This is a genomic window from Aeromonas sp. PrichA-15 (assembly GCF_017939245.1).
In the GTDB taxonomy this organism is placed as follows: domain Bacteria; phylum Pseudomonadota; class Gammaproteobacteria; order Enterobacterales; family Aeromonadaceae; genus Aeromonas; species Aeromonas caviae.
This window is the reverse complement of sequence record NZ_JAGKRH010000028.1, coordinates 41545-59022: the sequence shown is the minus strand read 5'-3', so window position 1 is coordinate 59022 and position 17478 is coordinate 41545. Positions and strand designations below refer to the sequence as shown.

The following is a 17478-nucleotide window of genomic DNA, read 5'->3' as shown; positions in this document are numbered from 1 at the left end:
GCGAGTCAGCCGTGGGTGGTCCTGGGCTGGAAATAGGCGATAAATTTGCCGAGTTTCTCCCCGTCGTAACTCTTCCCCTTCTCCAGCAGCCCGGTGTTGAAGGACTCGAGCAGCCTGCCTTTGGCATCCAGCACGTAGAAGTGGGGGACCCCCAGATACTCGGGATAGGCTTTCAGGAAGGATTCATTCTTGTTCTGCTCGCTGACGTTCACCTTGACCACCACGAAGGTGCGGTTGAGCTGGCCGGCGAGATCGGGTTCCCGGTCTAGAAAGCGGTTCATCTCCTGGCACCAACTGCACCATTCGCCCCCCACCAGCAACAGGACTTTCTTGCCCTCGGCACTGGCCTTGGCGGTAGCGGCGGCGAGATCGCGGGCCGGATCCCGCGTCTCGTCATAACCCTGGCTGTAATCGGGCAGGCTCTGACTCCAGAGGTGGTCGCCCGCGCAGGCGGCGCCATTGAAAAGGAGGGTGCCCAGTATCAGGGGCAGTAACAGTCGTTTCATGGTCTCTTCCTTGTGTCGTTATCTTTGCTTCCAGGCGCAGACAATGTGACACGAGGCGTTTCCTGCGCCAAGCCGCAAACAGGGAAGGGGAAGGCAAAAAGCGGCAATGGAATGGCAGAAAACAACAAAGCCCCTCGAGAGGGGCTTTGTATTCAGGTCAGGGGCGATCAGTAACCCTGCTGGTGGACGTCCATCACGGCGCGACCGGAGGGGTCGGCCATCTCCTTGAACTTGGCATCCCATTCGAGCGCGGTCGGGGTGGAGCAGGCGACCGACTTGCCGTAGGGCACGGTGCGGGCGGCGGACTCCAGCGGGAAGTGCTCGTCGAAGATGGCGCGGTAGTAGTACGCCTCCTTGGTGAGCGGGGTGTTGACGGGGAAGCGGAAGGCCGCGGCCTCGAACATTTGATCCGTCACCTCTTCCTCGACCATGGCTTTCAGGCTGTCAATCCAGGAGTAGCCCACGCCGTCGGAGAACTGCTCCTTCTGGCGCCACGCCACTTCGTGGGGCAGCAGATCCTCGAAGGCTTCCCGCAGGATGTGCTTCTCGATCTTGCCCTTGCCGCACATCTTGTCGGCGGGATTGAGGCGCATCGCCACGTCCATGAACTCCTTGTCGAGGAAGGGCACGCGGCCTTCCACGCCCCAGGCGGCCATGGACTTGTTGGCGCGCAGGCAGTCATAGAGGTGCAGGGAGGCGAGCTTGCGCACGTTCTCCTCGTGGAACTCACGGGCGTTGGGGGCCTTGTGGAAGTAGAGGTAGCCGCCGAACAGCTCGTCGGAGCCCTCTCCCGACAGCACCATCTTGATCCCCATCGCCTTGATGTAGCGGGCCATCAGATACATGGGCGTGGAGGCGCGGATGGTGGTGACGTCATAGGTCTCGAGGTGATAGATGACGTCACGCAGGGCATCCAGTCCTTCCTGCACGGTGAAGTGGATCTGGTGGTGGATGGTGCCGAGGTGATCGGCCACCTTGCGGGCGGCAGCGAGATCCGGCGACCCTTCCAGGCCCACGGCGAAGGAGTGCAGCTGCGGCCACCAGGCTTCGCTCTTGCCATCGTCTTCCACCCGGCGGGCGGCATAGAGCTTGGTGATGGCGGAGATGACGGACGAATCCAGACCACCGGAGAGCAGCACGCCATAGGGCACGTCGCACATCAGCTGGCGCTTGACCGCCGCTTCCAGGGCCGCTTTGAGCTCGGCCTTGTCGCTGACGTTGTGCTCGACCGGCGCGTATTCCATCCAGTCCCGTTTGTACCAAGTTTTAAGCTCGCCATCCTTGCTCCACAGGTAGTGTCCCGGCGGGAAGGTCTCGACGCTCTTGCACACCGGCACCAGGGCCTTCATCTCGGAGGCGACATAGAAGTTGCCGTGTTCGTCGCGGCCGGTATAGAGGGGGATGATCCCCATGTGGTCGCGACCAATCAGGTAGGCATCCTGCTCGGCGTCATAGAGGATGAAGGCGAAGATGCCGTTCAAATCGTCCAGGAACGCCGGGCCCTTCTCCTTGTAGAGGGCCAGCAGCACTTCACAGTCGGAGTGGGTCTGGAACTGGAAGTCGACCTTGAGGTTCTTCTCCAGCTCCTTGTGGTTGTAGATCTCGCCGTTGACGGCCAATACGTGCGTGCGCTCGGGGTTGTAGAGAGGCTGTGCGCCGTTGCCCGGATCGACGATGGCCAGGCGCTCGTGCACCAGGATGGCCTTGTCGGAGCTGTAGACGCCGGACCAGTCAGGCCCGCGGTGACGCAGTCGCTTGGACATCTCCAAGGCCGATTTGCGCAGGGCAGTGGCGTCGGTCTTGATGTCCAGAATGCCGAAAATAGAACACATTGGCGGTAATCCTCTTGATTTTTATATGAGCCCCCCACGTTTGGGCTCGAAATTCCATTTACATTCCTCGCCAATCACAATGCCTAGCGGAAAACCCTTTTGCAAGCGGGAAAACCGCAGAAAATCATGCCGTAAGCGTCAAGTTGCGCAGGGGATGGCGGCCGCCCGGCCGCCTGAAGAGAGAGGGTCAGGGTTGACGTGCGCGTCAAGTCGCGGCGGGTTCGAAGATCACATAGAGCTTGCGACAAGGGGTGAGGGTCTCCCACTGCCCGACAAAACCGGCGGGAATGACGAACTGATCCCCCGGTTTGAGGTGCAGGCGGCCGCCCTGCTCGTCGTGGAGCACCGCCTCCCCTTCCAGCATCTGGCAGTATTCGTGTTCGGTATAGTGAACGGCCCAGCAGCCCGGCTCGCAAGCCCAGAAGCCCACGTGAAACTGCTGGCTCGGGTCGGAGTAGTGGTTCCATGCCGTCTGGCTCGGCGTTCCGGCCCTGATGCGCTCGGGGGCTGGCATCATCGGGGTGGGGGAGACAGTGTGCTTGTCCAGCAGGATCCAGTCGTTCAGGCTCTTCATGGTGCGTCCTTGGGGTGGCGAGGGGAGCATCCTGCTCCCGTTTAGTTTGTTTAACGATGTTGCGCTTACGTTAAACGAAACGGGCCCCCTTTGCCAAGGGGGCCCGTGCAGGCTGAAGGCTACCGGAAGGGCGGCACCCGGGATCAGACGATGTCGATGTCCACCACGGAGTCGAAGATGTGGTTCGGTCGAAACGGCATGCGGTCGATGTCCGCCACCTTGCTCACCCCGGAGAGCACCAGCACCGTCTCGAGACCGGCCTGGAAGCCTGCCAGGATGTCGGTGCGCAGGTTGTCGCCGATGATGATGGTGTCGTCGGAGTGGGCCTCCATCCGGTTGAGGGCCGCGCGAATGATCCAGGCGCTCGGCTTGCCGACATAGAAGGGCTTCTTGCCGGTCATCCGCTCGATGGGGGCACACAGGGCGCCGCAGGCCGGGTACATCAGGGGGCCGTGGGTATCGGGGTTGGTGGCGATGAAGCGGGCCCCCTGATCCACGAACTTGGCGCCCTGCTGCATCATGGTCCAGTTGTAGTTGCGGGTCTCCCCCACCACCACGAAGTCGGGGTCTATGTCGGTGATGGTGAAGCCGGCCTTGTAGAGCTCGTGGGTCAGGGCCCCTTCGCCAATCACATAGGCCTTCTTGCCATCCTGGCGCTTGAGAAAGTCGGCGGTGCCCATGGCGGAGGTGTAGAAGCACTCCTCGGGCACCTCTATTCCGGCGGATCGGAAGCGGTTTTGCAGATCTTTCTGGGTCTGGGCCGGGTAGTTGGTGAGGAACAGGAGCTTGCTGCCCTGCTCCAGCAGGCGGTGGACGAAGCGGTCGGCGCCGGGAATGAGATCGTTGTTGTGCAGGATGACGCCGTCAATGTCACAGATGACGTTTTTCTTCATGAATTCTCCTTGTAGGGCGCAAGAGCGGGGACAGGGCATCCCTCTGTTCGTCTCTTCAATCGGTTATGGTTTTTGTGCCGCCATTATAAGGCCCTTTGATGACAAGTCTCCTCCGGCGGGCCAGATGGGTGCACAATGAAGGCGAAGGGAGGGCGCCGCCCCGGTGGTGCCCGCACGGAGTCTGACGATGGAGCCGTCATCATGGAGCACTTTATTGCCGGCTTGCCCAAGCTGGAACTGCAGCTGCATATCGAGGGAACCCTCGAACCCGAGCTGATGTTCGCGCTCGGCCAGCGCAACGGGGTGGCGCTGCCCTGGCCCGATGTTGGCAGCCTGCGCGCCGCCTATGAGTTCGACGGCCTGCAATCCTTCCTCGATCTCTACTACCTCGGTGCCAGCGTGCTCATCCACGAACAGGATTTCTTCGACCTCACCTGGGCCTATCTCGAGCGCTGCGTTGCCGATCACGTGGTGCACGTGGAGATCTTTTTCGACCCCCAGACCCACACCGCCCGCGGCGTGCCCTTTGCCACCGTGTTGGGGGGTATCGAGCGGGCGCTGCAGGCTGGCGAAGCAGCCTTTGGCATCAGCTGGCGGCTCATCATGAGCTTCCTGCGCCACCTGAGTGAAGAGGCGGCATTCGCCACCCTGGCAGAGGCCACGCCGCACCTGGCGCGCCTGCACGGGGTCGGCCTCGATTCGGGGGTGCAGGGCAACCCGCCCAGCAAGTTCGCCCGGGTCTTCGCTCGCTGCCGCGAGCTGGGGTTGCCGCTGGTGGCCCATGTCGGCGAGGAGGGGCCGGCTGACTACATCTGGCAGGCGATCCGGGAGCTCGGAGTGCAACGCATCGATCACGGGGTGCGCTGCGTCGAGGATCCCGCGCTGCTGAGCTATCTTGCCGACACCCGGCTGCCCCTCACCGTCTGCCCCCTCTCCAACGTGCGGCTCTGGGTGTTTGACCAGATGGCCCACCACAATGTGCTGAGGCTGCTGGAGCAGGGGCTCTGCGTCACCGTGAACTCCGACGATCCCGCCTATTTCGGGGGATACCTGGGGGCCAACTTCCAGGCCCTGGCCGACGGGCTTGGCGCCAGCCAGGAGCAGTTGTGCCGCCTCAGTCTCAATGCCGTGGAGGCGAGCTGGCTGAGCCTCGCGGACAAGGTGCGTCTGACCCGGGACATTCGCCTCCATGCCGCCCTGCACGGGGTGAGCCTGCACTGAGCAGGCCGCCTTGCACACCTTGAATGCAGGAGGCCCGCCATGGCGGGCCTCTTTGTGCCATCGTTGGGCGGGTATCAACCCACCCTCACCAGATACTTTTCCCCTTGTCCCTCCTGCTTGACGCGGGTGAGCAGGGCGGGCAGGGCGTCGAAGTCGCCCACCACCAGCGGCGGCAGGGTCAGCTCGCCGCTCGCCATCTGCGCCATCATGGCGACACCGGCCGCTACCAGACGGCTCCACTGTTTGTCCGAGCCAAAGGCGTGCTGGGCGCCGAGGGCAATCTCGTGCAACGAGTGGCAATGGCTAAAGGCGGGCAGCGGGTTGCGCGCGATGCGCCCGAGCACCGTCACCATGTGGCCGTAATAGCCAAGGGCAGGCAGCAAGGCTTCTGCCTGCTGGCTGGAGACCAGATCGATGATCCCCTCGAAGGGTTCACCGCCGTTGGCGGCCTGCAACTGGGCCAGCCAGTCGGGATCCCGATAGTCCGCCACCCCCTGCACGCCTAGCTGTTTGAGCCACTGGTGATGGCGCGGGCTGGCGCTGGCAAAGACGCGGGCCCCCTTCTGGAGGGCAAGTTGCACCGCGAAGCGGCCGACACTGCTGCCAGCCCCCGTGATGAGCAGGGCCTCCCCGTGCAGGTGAGGCAGCTTGGCCAGTGCCTGCCAGGCGGTGAGGCCGGGGCAGGGGAGCGCGGCGGCCGCCTCGTCGCTCAGGGCATCGGGCACCGGCATCAGGGCGCGAGCCGGCACCAGGGTGTGGCGGGCAAAGCTGCCGCCGTGGCGCAAGTCGGTGTGATAGGCGACCCGGGTGCCGGGGCGCAGGTGGGTGACGTTGGCCCCTGGCGCCACCAGGGTGCCCATGCCATCGACGCCGGGCACATGGCCTGGCTGCCAGTGGGGATGACCCTGTTCGATGAGTTTCCAGTCCACCGGATTGAAGGCGATGATCCGGTTGGCGACGAGGACCTCGTCGGGCCCGGGGGTGGGGAGCGCTTGCCGGGTGAGGGTGAGCTGGTCCGGTTCGCCGGGGGCGTGCCAGCACCATGCCTGGGTATGGGTCATGGTGACTCCTTGGATGAGAGGGGTGGGTGCCTTGATTGAATTACATGGCGTAACAATGCCTTGAACTGCTGTTGCACTGGCAAGACAACAAGGCGAGCCCCCTGTTGGAGGGCCCGCCCTGGAAGAGGTTCGGCGCCAGCCGCCTTATGCCCGCTCTGCCCCATAGACGGGGTAGTCCGTCAGCCCTTTCTCGCCGCCGCCAAACAGGGTGGCGGGGTCATGGGGGGCGAACGGATGGCCGTGGCGCAGGCGGTTCGGCAAGTCGGGGTTGGCCACGAAGGGGCGACCGAAGCCAATCATGTCGGCCCAGCCCGCCTCGATGGCGGCGCGGGCGCGTTCCCCATCGTACTTGCCGGCGTAGATGAGGGTGTTGGGGAAGGCATCGCGCAGCCCCTGCTTGAAGCTCTCCGCCATCAAGGGGGCGTCGTCCCAGTCCGCTTCGGCGACGTGCAGATAGACCACGCCGAGCTGGCCCAGCAGGCGCGCGGCGGCCAGATAGGTCTCCTGGGGGTTGGCATCCACGGTGCCGTTGAGGGTGGTGAGCGGCGCAAGGCGTACCCCGACCCGGTCGGGACCGATCTCGTCACAGACCGCCTCGGTCACCTCTTTGAGGAAACGCAGCCGGTTTTCGAGCGAACCGCCATAGCCGTCGGTGCGGGTATTGGACTCGGAGTCGAGGAACTGGTTGATGAGGTAGCCGTTGGCGGCGTGCAACTCGATGCCGTCAAAGCCCGCTTCCATGGCGTTGCGGGCGGCCCGGCGAAACTGCCCCACCACGGCGTCGATGTCGGCCTGGGTCATGGCGCGCGGGGTGACGGTCTCCACAAACCCCGGGGCATCGCTGCCGTTGTCGACGAACACCTTCACTCCCTTGGCCTGGATGGCGGAGGAGGAGAGGGGCTGGGCGCCGCCGATGTTGCCAGGATGGGTGACCCGGCCCACGTGCCAGAGCTGGGCGAACATGATGCCCCCCTGGGCGTGGACCGCGTCTGTTACCTGCTTCCAGCCTGCCACCTGCTCGGCGCTGTGGATGCCCGGCGTCCAGGCGTAGCCCTTGCCCAAGGGATCTATCTGGGTGCCTTCGCTGATGATGAGGCCGGCCCCGGCACGCTGGGCGTAGTAGGTCGCCATCATGGCGTTGGCCACGTCCCCGGGCTGGCTGGCGCGGGAGCGAGTCATGGGGGGCATGACGATGCGGTTGGCAAGGTGCAGCTGGCCGAGGCGAAGGGGGCAGAACAGGGGATCGTGGTGCATGATGGATTCCTCAATCTTTGGGCGTGAGGTGACTCTAAAGGGGATTTTTATTGTGAAAAAGAGGGGGTATTGCAGAAGAGAATTGCCGTTATCGCAGCAATGGCGCGGGAGGGGCCGGGCTCGGGCCAGAAAAAAGAGGGCCAAAGGCCCTCTTTTGCTGCATTGCCACCGATGATCAGGGGGAGAGTGGGGTGACCCGTACTCGCTCGATGCGCCGCTCGCTCACGGCCATGACCTCGAAGCAGAACTGGCCGAGGTGCAACTGCTGACCGACGTCGGGCAAGCTGCCGAAGTGGGAGAGCAGCATGCCCGCCAGGGTCACGTACTCGTCGCTCTCGCTCACCAGACCGTCGCAGTTCAGGGCCTGCTCCACCTGATGGATGTTGGTGGTGCCGTGGATGAGCCAATGCTCGCCCTCGCGCACCACATCGGGGGTCTCGTCCTCGTCCGGCAGCTCGCCGACGATGGCCTCCAGCAGATCGTGGTTGGTGACCAGCCCCTGGATGACGCCAAACTCGTCCGCCACCAGAATGAGGCTGCCCCTGGCCTGGCGCAGCTCCGCCAGCAGCCGGATCACGTTGATGGTCTGGGGCACGATGACGGGCTCGTTCTGTCTGGCTAGTGCTGCCAGGGATTGCCCCTCGTTGAGGGCAAACAGCAGATCCCGAGCCTTGACCACCCCGATGATCTCGTCCAGCTCCCCGTCACAGACCGGGAACAGGCTGTGGGGGGCCCGTTGCAGCAGGGCGCGGATCTCGTCCTCGCTGTCGCTCATGTCGATCCACTCCATCTCGGAGCGCGGGGTCATGATGGTGCGAATGGAACGCTCGGCCAGCGACAGCACGCCGCTCACCATGTAACGCTCCTCTTCACCGAAACCAGGGGGCAGGGGCTGAGCCTGCACCTCTTCTTCGTCCTCCTGCGGGTGGGCGGAGCGCTTGTTCCCCCCCATCAGCTTGAAGATGGCGGCGGTGGTGCGCTCGCGCAGGGGCTGGCGCGCCTCGTGGCGCAGGGCACTGCGCTGGGCGAGCTGGTTGAAGAACTCGATGAGCACCGAGAAGCCGATGGCCGCGTAGAGGTAGCCCTTCGGAATGTGGAAGCCGAAGCCCTCCGCCACCAGGCTGAAGCCGATCATCAAGAGGAAGCTCAGGCAGAGCACCACCACAGTGGGATGGGCGTTGACGAAGCGGGTCAGGGGCTTGGAGGCGAGCACCATCACCACCATGGCGATGGTCAAGGCCGCCATCATGACGCCGAGGTGATCCACCATGCCGACGGCGGTGATGATGGAGTCCAGCGAGAAGATGGCATCCAGCACCAGGATCTGGGCGATCACCACCCCGAACCCGGCATAGACGCCGGTGCCGCCTTGCTCCTCGGGCTTGGCCTCGAGTCGCTCATGCAGCTCGGAGGTGGCCTTGAACAGCAGGAAGAGTCCGCCTCCCATCAGGATGAGATCCCGACCGGAGAAGGGGTGATCCCAGATGTGCAGCAGAGGAGCCGTGAGGGTGACCAGCCATGACATGATGGTGAGCAGTCCCAGGCGCATCAGCAGGGCGAGGGAGAGACCGATGATGCGCGCCTTGTCCCGCTGGGCGGGGGGCAGTTTTTTCACCAGGATGGCGATGAAGACCAGGTTGTCTATCCCGAGAACGATTTCCAGGATGATCAGGGTAAGCAGACCGACCCAGATTGACGGGTCCAGCAAGAATTCCATGTGATTGACCTCAATGAAGACAGATGCAGTGAATCGTGGTCACGGCGTGGCCGTGGTGACGGAGACGATCGCTTCAGAGGCGTTGGTTGAGCAGGTACAGATAGGCTTTGATGGGAAAAGACGAAGGGCTACTTCGGGGATTGTCCATGATGGGCAATAAAACCTCGGGTCAAAAGTGAGCCCTGATGATAACGACTCGCCGCCATTTGGCAAGGGGGTCTGGACGCGCAGGGAGAGGCGCTCGCCCAACAGGGCAACAGGGACAGGCGGAGCTTGCCAGGCAAGCCCCCGCCTTGCGGCTTACAACCAGCGTTTTTCCCGGGTGAAGCAGACCGAGAGCCAAGCGTCTCCCAGGGTGTCGCCGAGGCGGGACCAGAGCTCCTGGCGCAGGGCATCCTGGCGTTCGACGGGCCACTCCTGGCCGGGGGCCACCAGGATGTTGAGCTCGAGATCGAAGCGGCGGCCGCTTTTTGCCAGGTGGCTGTAGCACTCGACCCCATGGCGCAGGCGCAGGGCTTCGACTTCGCTGGCCACCAGCCGGGAAACATCCCCCTTGGGGGCAATTTTTAGCACTTCCCGCAGGTTGCGACCGAGCACCTTGATGGGAATGAGGGTGGCACACAGGGCCAGCAGCGAGACCAGCACCGGGTCTATATAGCGGTTGTAGTGGCCGTAACCCAGGGTATCGAGCCCGATGGCGACCAGAAAGCCGATGAGCAGGGTGGCGCTGAGCAGGGTATCCACCAGCCACTCCTTGGAGTCCACCCGCACCAGCTCGGAGTTGACCCGCTCGGCCACGTCGGCCTCGATGAGATAGAGGATGCCGCAGAAGAAGGTGGAGACGACGGCATAGATGAGGGCGTGGCCGAGATCTATTTCTCGTCCGCCCGCCAGCAGGGAGGTGATGCCGCCATAGAGGGCGCCAAGGCAAAGCAGCAGAATGATGGCGCCGTTGATGACGTTGGCGATGGGTTCGAAGTGGGCGTAGCCGTATTGGAAACGGGCGTCGGAGGGGCGAGTAACCAGGTAGGCAGTGATGAGCCCAAGGCCCGTCATGCCAATGCTGAACAGAGTGAAGATGCCGTCCAGCATGATGGCGTTGGAACCGACGAAGAGGCCATAACCGATCCCGAAGATGGCAAAGGTGATGCAACCAAACAGCGACAGGGTCAGCGCCTGTTTTTCGGTGCGAATAAGCGTACTGATAACATGGCTGTAGTGAGCCATAAAAGTCCTCCTTTCAAATGGTGAAGATTGCGCGCGCAAGCGGTTTTCTAGCTGATATACTGCCCGCTCACATGTGAGCGGACTGGTTCGGACACCCGCAAAGAGGCTGGTCCGAACGGTCGTTGTCGCCGGAATGCCGGCATCAAGCAAAGGATGGGAACAAGGATTTATGATCCCGAGACTCGATTACCAGGACAGTTTGTCACCTACAACCCTGCAGTTTCTTGAGTTGCTGGCGCGATCAGCATTTCGTGGTGATATCGAAAAGTCTTATGCAAGCCGGTTGGCGATGGCGACGGATAACAGCGTCTATCAGGTCGTACCTCAGGCGGTTCTCTATCCGCGCAGCGCGGACGATATTGCGGTGATGCTCAAGTTGGCCCAGGGGCCCGAGTACGCGACCTTGAGTTTCTTCCCTCGCGGCGGCGGTACCGGCACCAATGGTCAATCCTTGGGCGGCGGCATTATCGTCGATCTCTCGCGCCATATGAACCAGATCATGGAAATTAATCTGGAAGAGGGTTGGGTGCGGGCCCAGGCCGGGGTGGTCAAGGATCAGCTCAACGCCTTTTTGAAGCCCCACGGCTACTTCTTCTCGCCGGATCTCTCCACTTCCAACCGGGCCACCCTGGGGGGCATGGTCAACACCGATGCCTCGGGGCAGGGCTCCTTGGTGTACGGTAAGACCTCGGATCATGTGCTCGGCCTCAAGGCCGTGCTGGAAAACGGCGATCTCATGGCGACCGAGCCGGTGACCGGTCAGCGTCTGGCGGACAAGCTGGCCCTCGAGACCCGTGAAGGGGAGATCTATCGCACCCTCTATCGCATCGGCCGCGAGCGGCGCGCCGACATTGAGGCCACCTTCCCCAAGCTCAACCGCTTTCTGACCGGTTACGATCTCAAGCACCTCTATCAACCCGAGAGCGACACCCTGGACGTCAGCCGGGTGCTGTGCGGCTCGGAAGGCTCCTTGGGCTTCATCACCGAAGCCCGGCTCAACATCACCCCCATCCCGCGCTACCGCACCTTGGTCAACGTCAAGTACGACAGCTTCCCCTCCGCGCTCAGAAACGCCCCCTTTATGGTACAGGCCCACGCCCTGTCGGTGGAGACGGTAGACTCCCGGGTGCTGGGACTGGCTCGCGCCGACATCATCTGGCACTCGGTGAAGGATCTCATCCAGGATGTGCCCGGCAAGGATCTGCAGGGGCTCAACATCGTCGAGTTTGCCGACACCGACGAGAATGAGCACAAGGCCAAGGTGGCGGAGCTGTGCCGGCGCATCGACGCCCTGCTGTCGCGTGGTGAAGCCGGGGTCATTGGCTATCAGGTGTGCGACCACCTGCCGAGCATCGAGACCATCTACGCCATGCGCAAGAAGTCGGTGGGGCTGCTCGGCAACGCCGAAGGGCGCAAGAAGCCGGTGGCCTTCACCGAAGACACCGCCGTGCCGCCGGAGTCGCTGGCGGACTTCATCATGGAGTTTCGTGCCCTGCTGGATGCTCACGGCCTTGACTACGGCATGTTCGGCCACGTCGATGCCGGGGTGCTGCACGTGCGCCCGGCGCTGGACTTGTGCGATCCCGAGCAGGAGGTGCTGCTGCGGCGCATCTCCGATCAGGTGGTGGCGCTCACCGCCAAATACGGCGGCCTGATGTGGGGGGAGCACGGCAAGGGCTTTCGCTCCGAATACAGCCCCGCCTTCTTCGGCGAGCTGTGGGAAGAGCTGCAACGGGTCAAGGGGGCGTTCGACCCGGCCAACCGCATCAACCCGGGCAAGATCTGCATGCCTTATGGCAGCGGCGCTTCGCTTGTCTCGGTGGACGGGCCCAAGCGCGGCAAGTTCGACCGCCAGATCCCGATTGCCGTGCGCGAGAGCTATACACGGGCGCTGGATTGCAACGGCAACGGTCTGTGTTTCACCTTCGAGACCGACTCCCCCATGTGCCCCTCGGTCAAGATCAGCCGCGACCGCCGTCACTCCCCCAAGGGGCGGGCTGGCCTGATGCGTGAATGGCTGCGCCAGTTGTCGGAGCAGGGCTTCGATCCCCTTGCCGAAGAGGTGGCGCTGCAAAGCGGCGGTCTGCGCTTCAAGCAGATCGTCGACAAGTTCCGCAATACGGTGGCCCGCGCCCGGGGCGAGTATGACTTCTCCCACGAGGTGATGGAGGCGATGGAGGGGTGCCTTGCGTGCAAGGCATGCACCAGCCAGTGCCCCATCAAGGTGGATGTGCCCACCTTCCGTGCCCGCTTCATGCAGCTCTATCACAGCCGCTATCTGCGCGGCCCCAAGGATTACTTCGTGGGCACGGTAGAGAGCTATGCGCCCCTGCTGGCCAAGGCGCCGAAACTGGTCAACTTCTTCCTCGAAAAAGACTGGGCCCAGAAGGCGACCGAGAAGAGCATCGGCATGGTGGACGTGCCGCTCTTGAGCGTACCGACCCTGGCCGAGGAGCTGCGCGACCATCGCGCCCGCTATTTCGACCTGCCGGGCCTCGAGGCCATGAGCCCCGAGCAGCGCCATAAAGTGGTGCTCATCGTGCAGGATCCCTTCACCAGCTACTACGACGCCCCCGTGGTGCGTGACCTGGTGAAGCTGGCCAGCAAGCTGGGCTATCAGCCCTACCTGCTGCCGTTCAAACCCAATGGCAAGCCCCAGCACGTGAAGGGATTCCTGCGCGCCTTCGCCCGCACCGCAGCCAGCAGCGCCCAGTTCCTCAACAAGGTGGCGGCCCTCGGCATCCCCATGGTGGGGGTGGACCCCTCTCTGGTGCTCTGCTACCGGGACGAGTACGTGAAGGCGCTCGGCACCGCCCGCGGCGACTTCCAGGTGCTGCTGCCCCAGGAGTGGCTGCTCTCCCTGCCTGCCGAGGCGCTGCCGCTGCGGGAAGAGGTTGGCACCGACCCCTGGTATCTGTTTGCCCACTGCACCGAGAAGACCGCCAAGCCCACCACCCACGGTGACTGGAGCACCCTGTTTGGTCGCTTCGGTGCACGTTTGCAGCCGGTGTCGGTGGGTTGCTGCGGCATGGCGGGCACCTATGGTCACGACGCCAAACAGGTGGAGAACTCCAAGGGGATCTATGGCCTGAGCTGGGCCGAGCCTCTTGAACGCCTGCCCAAGGCTCGCTGCCTGGCCACCGGATATTCGTGCCGCAGCCAGGTCAAGCGGATGGAGGGGGAGAAGCTCAAGCATCCGCTGCAGGCCCTGCTGGAACTGCTCTGATGTTCCACTTTACCAAGGGATTCCGGGTGCCAAAGGCCTATCGGCACCCGCATTTTCTGTTGCTCCCCACCACGCCGTCCCAGGCCGTGGTGGAGTTTGTCGCCATCCTGCGCGAGCGCGAGCAGCTTCATCAGCTGTTTCGCCCGGACGATGTGTGGCCTTCCGCCCATTTCAGCCTGAGCCAACACGAGGCCGATCTTGAGTGGCAACGTTCCGAGTTCCTGGCCAAGCGCTCCTTTGCCTATGGCCTCTGGAGCCCGGACAGGGAGCCCCGCTTCTGGGGCGGGGTTTACCTCTATCCGTCGGTGCTGCCGGAGGTGCAGGTGGAGCTCTTCTTCTGGAAGGTGGCCGAGGCGCCGCTCACTGACAGCGAACTCGAAGCCGAACTGCGCACCTGGCTCGGCAAGGTATGGCGCTGGTCCGAGCCGCGCCTGCCGGGGCGGGACGGTCCCTGGGCCGAGTGGCCAGGGGGGACCTATCCCTGGTGAGGGCAAACCTCGATGCAAGATGCCCCGGCGTGGGCATCTTTTTTTTTGCGCCTTTTTCGCCGACACTGCTGGTTTGCCGCTACAGCGCAGCGATAACCCGTTGATCACGCAAGGAGTCCGCTCACCATGAGTCAAGAAAGCAGCCCCATCTGGCGCAAACCCATGAGCCTGGAGGGGCTCAACGCCAGCTCCCGCAACACCCTGATGGCCCACCTCGACATCGTCTACAGCGCCTTTGGCCCCGACTGGCTGGAGGCCACCATGCCGGTGGATCACCGCACCCATCAACCACTCGGCATGCTGCACGGAGGCGCCTCCGTGGTGCTGGCGGAAACGCTGGGATCGCTTGCGGCCAACATGGCGGTCGGGGAGGAGAGTTACTGTGTGGGGCTGGAGGTCAATGCCAACCACCTGAGGGCCAAGCGGGAAGGGGTGGTGACGGGGCGCTGCAGCCCGCTGCATCTGGGGACCACGACTCAGGTGTGGCAGATCGAAATTCGCGATGAACGTGGTCGTTTATTGTGCACCAGCCGATTGACCATGGCGGTGCTCAAGCACAAGCGGGACAAGGACTCTGGCGAAGCGTGATCCGCAATAACGCATCATGAGTGAAAAATAAGCAAGCCATAGTCGCGAGATCCCTCTATAATTGCCAACGTCTTGAGACACCTATCACATTTTTCAAGACAGCAGAACAAAGTGGCGCTATAATCGCCGCCTTTTTGCTATTCCGCGGTGTTAGCCGCCTGCCTTAATCTGGAAGAATCTATGTCTGATACCGAACAACTGCCCCTTTTTAGTGAGCTTGGACTGGCCGCGCCTGTATTGAAAGCGCTGCAGGACGTGGGCTATGAGCGTCCGTCTCCCATCCAGGCCGCAGCAATTCCCCACCTGATGGCGGGACACGATCTGCTGGGGCAGGCACAAACCGGTACAGGGAAGACCGCTGCTTTTGCCTTGCCTCTGTTGTCTCGTCTGGAAGCTGGTAACCGCAACACCCAGATCCTGGTGCTGGCCCCGACCCGCGAGCTGGCCCTGCAGGTGGCAGAGGCGTGCCAACGCTATGCCCACCACATGCCCGATTTCCACGTGCTGCCCATCTACGGCGGCGCTTCCTACGAAACCCAGACCCGCGCCCTGCGCCGCGGTGCTCAGGTTGTCGTGGGTACCCCGGGCCGCGTGATGGACCTGATCCGTCGCAAGAACCTGGACCTCTCCGGTCTGAAAGCCCTGGTGCTGGACGAAGCGGACGAAATGCTGCGCATGGGCTTCATCGACGACGTGGACTGGATCATGGATCAGTGCCCGGCCGGTCGTCAGGTTGCCCTGTTCTCTGCCACCATGCCGGAGCAGATCCGTCGTGTTGCCCAGAAGCACCTGAAGCAGCCCAAAGAGATCAAGATCGCTTCCAAGACCGCGACCGCAACCACCATTCGCCAGCGTTACTGGCAGGTGACCGGTCTGCACAAGCTGGACGCCATGACCCGTCTGCTGGAAGTGGAATCCTACGAAGCCCTGCTGGTGTTCGTGCGTACCAAGAACGCCGCCGAAGAGCTGGCAGGCAAGCTGGCTGCCCGTGGTCACGCCTGTGAAGCGCTGCACGGTGACATCCCGCAGAAGCTGCGTGAGCGTACCGTCGACAAGCTGCGTCAGGGCCAGCTGGACATTCTGATCGCCACCGACGTGGTCGCCCGCGGTCTGGACGTTGAGCGCATCACCCACGTGGTGAACTACGACATCCCCTACGACACCGAATCCTATGTTCACCGTATCGGCCGTACCGGCCGTGCTGGTCGCAAGGGTGAAGCCATCCTGTTCGTGGCACCGCGCGAGCGTCGCATGCTGCGCGCCATCGAGCACGCAACTCGTCAAGCGATCGAGCCGATGAAGATGCCGAGCACCGAGGACATCAACCAGCACCGTCTGGCCAAGTTCAAGGAGCGCATCCGCGAAACCATGATGGGTGAAGAGCTCGAGATCTACCACAACCTGGTGAACGAGCTGATCGAAGAAGATTCTGCCGATCCGCTGGAGCTGGCTGCTGCACTGGCCAAGCTGGTACAGGGCGACCAACCGCTGCTGCTGGATGACTCCATTCCGGATCCGGTGTTCAACGCCGGCAACGATCGCGGTGGCTTCGAGCGTCGTGAGTTCAACGACCGTGGCGGTCGTGACTTCGGTGACCGTGGCGATCGTCCGGCCCGTCGCATGCCGTCCCTGGAGCCGCGTCCACTGAAAGACAACCCGGACGTGGAGATGGAGCGCTACCGCGTCGACGTGGGTGCCCATCACGGCGTCAAGCCGGGCCAGATCGTGGGTGCCATCGCCAACGAAGCGAACATCGAGAGCCGCTTCATCGGCAACATCGACATCGCCGATGACTTCTCCACCGTCGATCTGCCCAAGGGCATGAGCGCCGAGGTGCTGGAAGTGATCAAGAAGGCCCGTGTCTGCCAGCGTCCGCTGCAGATCACCCGTTACACCGAAGTGCCGGCCGGTGGCAACACTGCTCCCCGTCCGCCCCGTGGTGATCGTCCGTTCCGTGGCGACCGTCCTTTCAACAAGGATCGCCGTCCCCAGGGTGACCGTCCCTTCAACAAGGATCGCCGTGAAGGCGGTTTCGACAAGGGTCGCAAATTCGGTGGCAACAAGCGCCGCGACAGCTAAACCCTGACTGCACTGATGAGAAGGCCGCTCCATGGAGTGGCCCTTTTTGTGTCTGTTTTTCAGATGCGTAGCGAAGATTGTCACCTTTTTCCGGCCGTGGTGGGCATCCGGTTTGATGAGGAGCCAGTGAAAGAAAAATGGTGCAATCCATTTGCCTGGGGGTGGCGCCTGGTGTCATTCTTTGGGAAGCGATTGGATACTTTTGGAAGACGCACAATCGTTGCTGGTTGCAAACGACTGCGACTTTGGTCTGAAGGTGCATTCTGTTGTTTGCATATGAGTCAGCAGAGTGAGATGAATAAATAAACCGTATGACAGGGGGGGGCGTGATGGGCAAGTGGCTTGGCAAGGTGTTGCTGATATCTGGATGGCTCGTGTCGGGTATGGTGTTGGCGGAGGAGCCCTTCTTCAGAATTGCGGGGGCGGGGTGCTGCAATGGCAAGGGGGAGGTGGTGCTGACCCGTGCCGAGTTTGAGGCCTTGCCGCAGACGGAAGTTAAGACGGGGACGCCCTGGACCGAGGGGGAGCACCTCTATCGCGGGGTGTTGCTGCGGGACCTGGTCAGGATCTACGGTCTCAAGAGCCAGGAGGTCAAGGCCCTCGCGGTCAATGAATACTGGGCCGCACTGCCGCTGGAAGACGGGGAGAAGTACCCGGTGCTGGTGGCCGAGAAGCAGGATGGCAAGGCTCTGACCCTGCGCAACAAGGGGCCGCTCTGGGTCATTTATCCCCTCACCGACCATCCCGAACTCAACAAGGAGATCTATCACAGCCGGATGGTGTGGCAGCTGACGGCGCTGGAGAGCAAATAA

14 protein-coding genes are annotated in these 17478 nt (G+C 62.8%); 6 read left to right on the top strand and 8 right to left on the bottom strand.

The genetic code is table 11. The features are described 5' to 3' along the window. Nucleotides 1-5: 5 nt before the first annotated feature. From J9889_RS04900 to J9889_RS04885, 4 genes are all read right to left on the bottom strand, one after another. Nucleotides 6-506 (bottom strand): thioredoxin family protein, encoded by a 501-nt coding sequence (locus tag J9889_RS04900; protein ID WP_109113015.1) that lies wholly within the window; start codon nt 504-506, stop codon nt 6-8. A 167-nt stretch (nt 507-673) separates the two neighbouring features. After that, complete coding sequence (gene asnB / locus J9889_RS04895) at nt 674-2338, bottom strand: asparagine synthase B (RefSeq protein ID WP_041213050.1); 1665 nt, start codon at nt 2336-2338, stop codon at nt 674-676. Nucleotides 2339-2543: 205 nt separating this feature from the next. Beyond that, a complete protein-coding gene (locus J9889_RS04890; RefSeq protein ID WP_210556059.1) occupies nt 2544-2912 on the bottom strand; it encodes a cupin domain-containing protein in 369 nt (122 codons plus the stop codon). Between the two features lie 143 nt (nt 2913-3055). Further along, nucleotides 3056-3805, bottom strand: a complete 750-nt coding sequence (locus J9889_RS04885) for an HAD-IIA family hydrolase (RefSeq protein WP_010675115.1) — start codon at nt 3803-3805, stop codon at nt 3056-3058. A gap of 201 nt (nt 3806-4006) precedes the next feature. Here J9889_RS04885 and J9889_RS04880 point away from each other — a divergent pair, with 201 nt between their 5' ends. After that, entirely contained in the window at nt 4007-5026 is a 1020-nt protein-coding gene (locus J9889_RS04880; protein WP_210556058.1) for an adenosine deaminase, read from the top strand. A 74-nt stretch (nt 5027-5100) separates the two neighbouring features. On the opposite strand, the gene J9889_RS04875 is transcribed toward J9889_RS04880, so the two are convergent. From J9889_RS04875 to J9889_RS04860, 4 genes are all read right to left on the bottom strand, one after another. Next, a complete protein-coding gene (locus J9889_RS04875) occupies nt 5101-6087 on the bottom strand; it encodes a zinc-binding dehydrogenase (RefSeq protein ID WP_210556057.1) in 987 nt (328 codons plus the stop codon). Nucleotides 6088-6231: 144 nt separating this feature from the next. Then, nucleotides 6232-7341 (bottom strand): alkene reductase, encoded by a 1110-nt coding sequence (locus J9889_RS04870; protein WP_109113112.1) that lies wholly within the window; start codon nt 7339-7341, stop codon nt 6232-6234. Between the two features lie 175 nt (nt 7342-7516). Then, nucleotides 7517-9058 carry a TerC family protein gene (locus J9889_RS04865; protein ID WP_210556056.1) on the bottom strand — a complete coding sequence of 514 codons (1542 nt, stop codon included), beginning with the start codon at nt 9056-9058 and terminating at the stop codon, nt 7517-7519. 300 nt (nt 9059-9358) lie between these two features. Further along, nucleotides 9359-10285: a cation diffusion facilitator family transporter gene (locus J9889_RS04860; protein ID WP_210556055.1), complete on the bottom strand. Its 927-nt coding sequence runs from the start codon at nt 10283-10285 to the stop codon at nt 9359-9361. A 169-nt stretch (nt 10286-10454) separates the two neighbouring features. On the opposite strand from J9889_RS04860, the gene J9889_RS04855 reads away from it, so the two are divergent. From J9889_RS04855 to J9889_RS04835, 5 genes are all read left to right on the top strand, one after another. Next, nucleotides 10455-13511 (top strand): FAD-binding and (Fe-S)-binding domain-containing protein, encoded by a 3057-nt coding sequence (locus J9889_RS04855; protein ID WP_210556054.1) that lies wholly within the window; start codon nt 10455-10457, stop codon nt 13509-13511. After that, nucleotides 13511-13999: a hypothetical protein gene (locus J9889_RS04850; protein WP_210556053.1), complete on the top strand. Its 489-nt coding sequence runs from the start codon at nt 13511-13513 to the stop codon at nt 13997-13999. The genes J9889_RS04855 and J9889_RS04850 overlap by 1 nt, the downstream gene beginning before the upstream one ends. Nucleotides 14000-14125: 126 nt before the next feature. Beyond that, nucleotides 14126-14587, top strand: coding sequence for a hotdog fold thioesterase (locus tag J9889_RS04845; RefSeq protein WP_103858442.1), 462 nt, complete (start codon nt 14126-14128; stop codon nt 14585-14587). Between the two features lie 180 nt (nt 14588-14767). After that, complete coding sequence (locus J9889_RS04840; protein ID WP_029314717.1) at nt 14768-16666, top strand: DEAD/DEAH box helicase; 1899 nt, start codon at nt 14768-14770, stop codon at nt 16664-16666. Nucleotides 16667-16995: 329 nt separating this feature from the next. Beyond that, a complete protein-coding gene (locus J9889_RS04835) occupies nt 16996-17478 on the top strand; it encodes a molybdopterin-binding oxidoreductase (RefSeq protein WP_043154943.1) in 483 nt (160 codons plus the stop codon).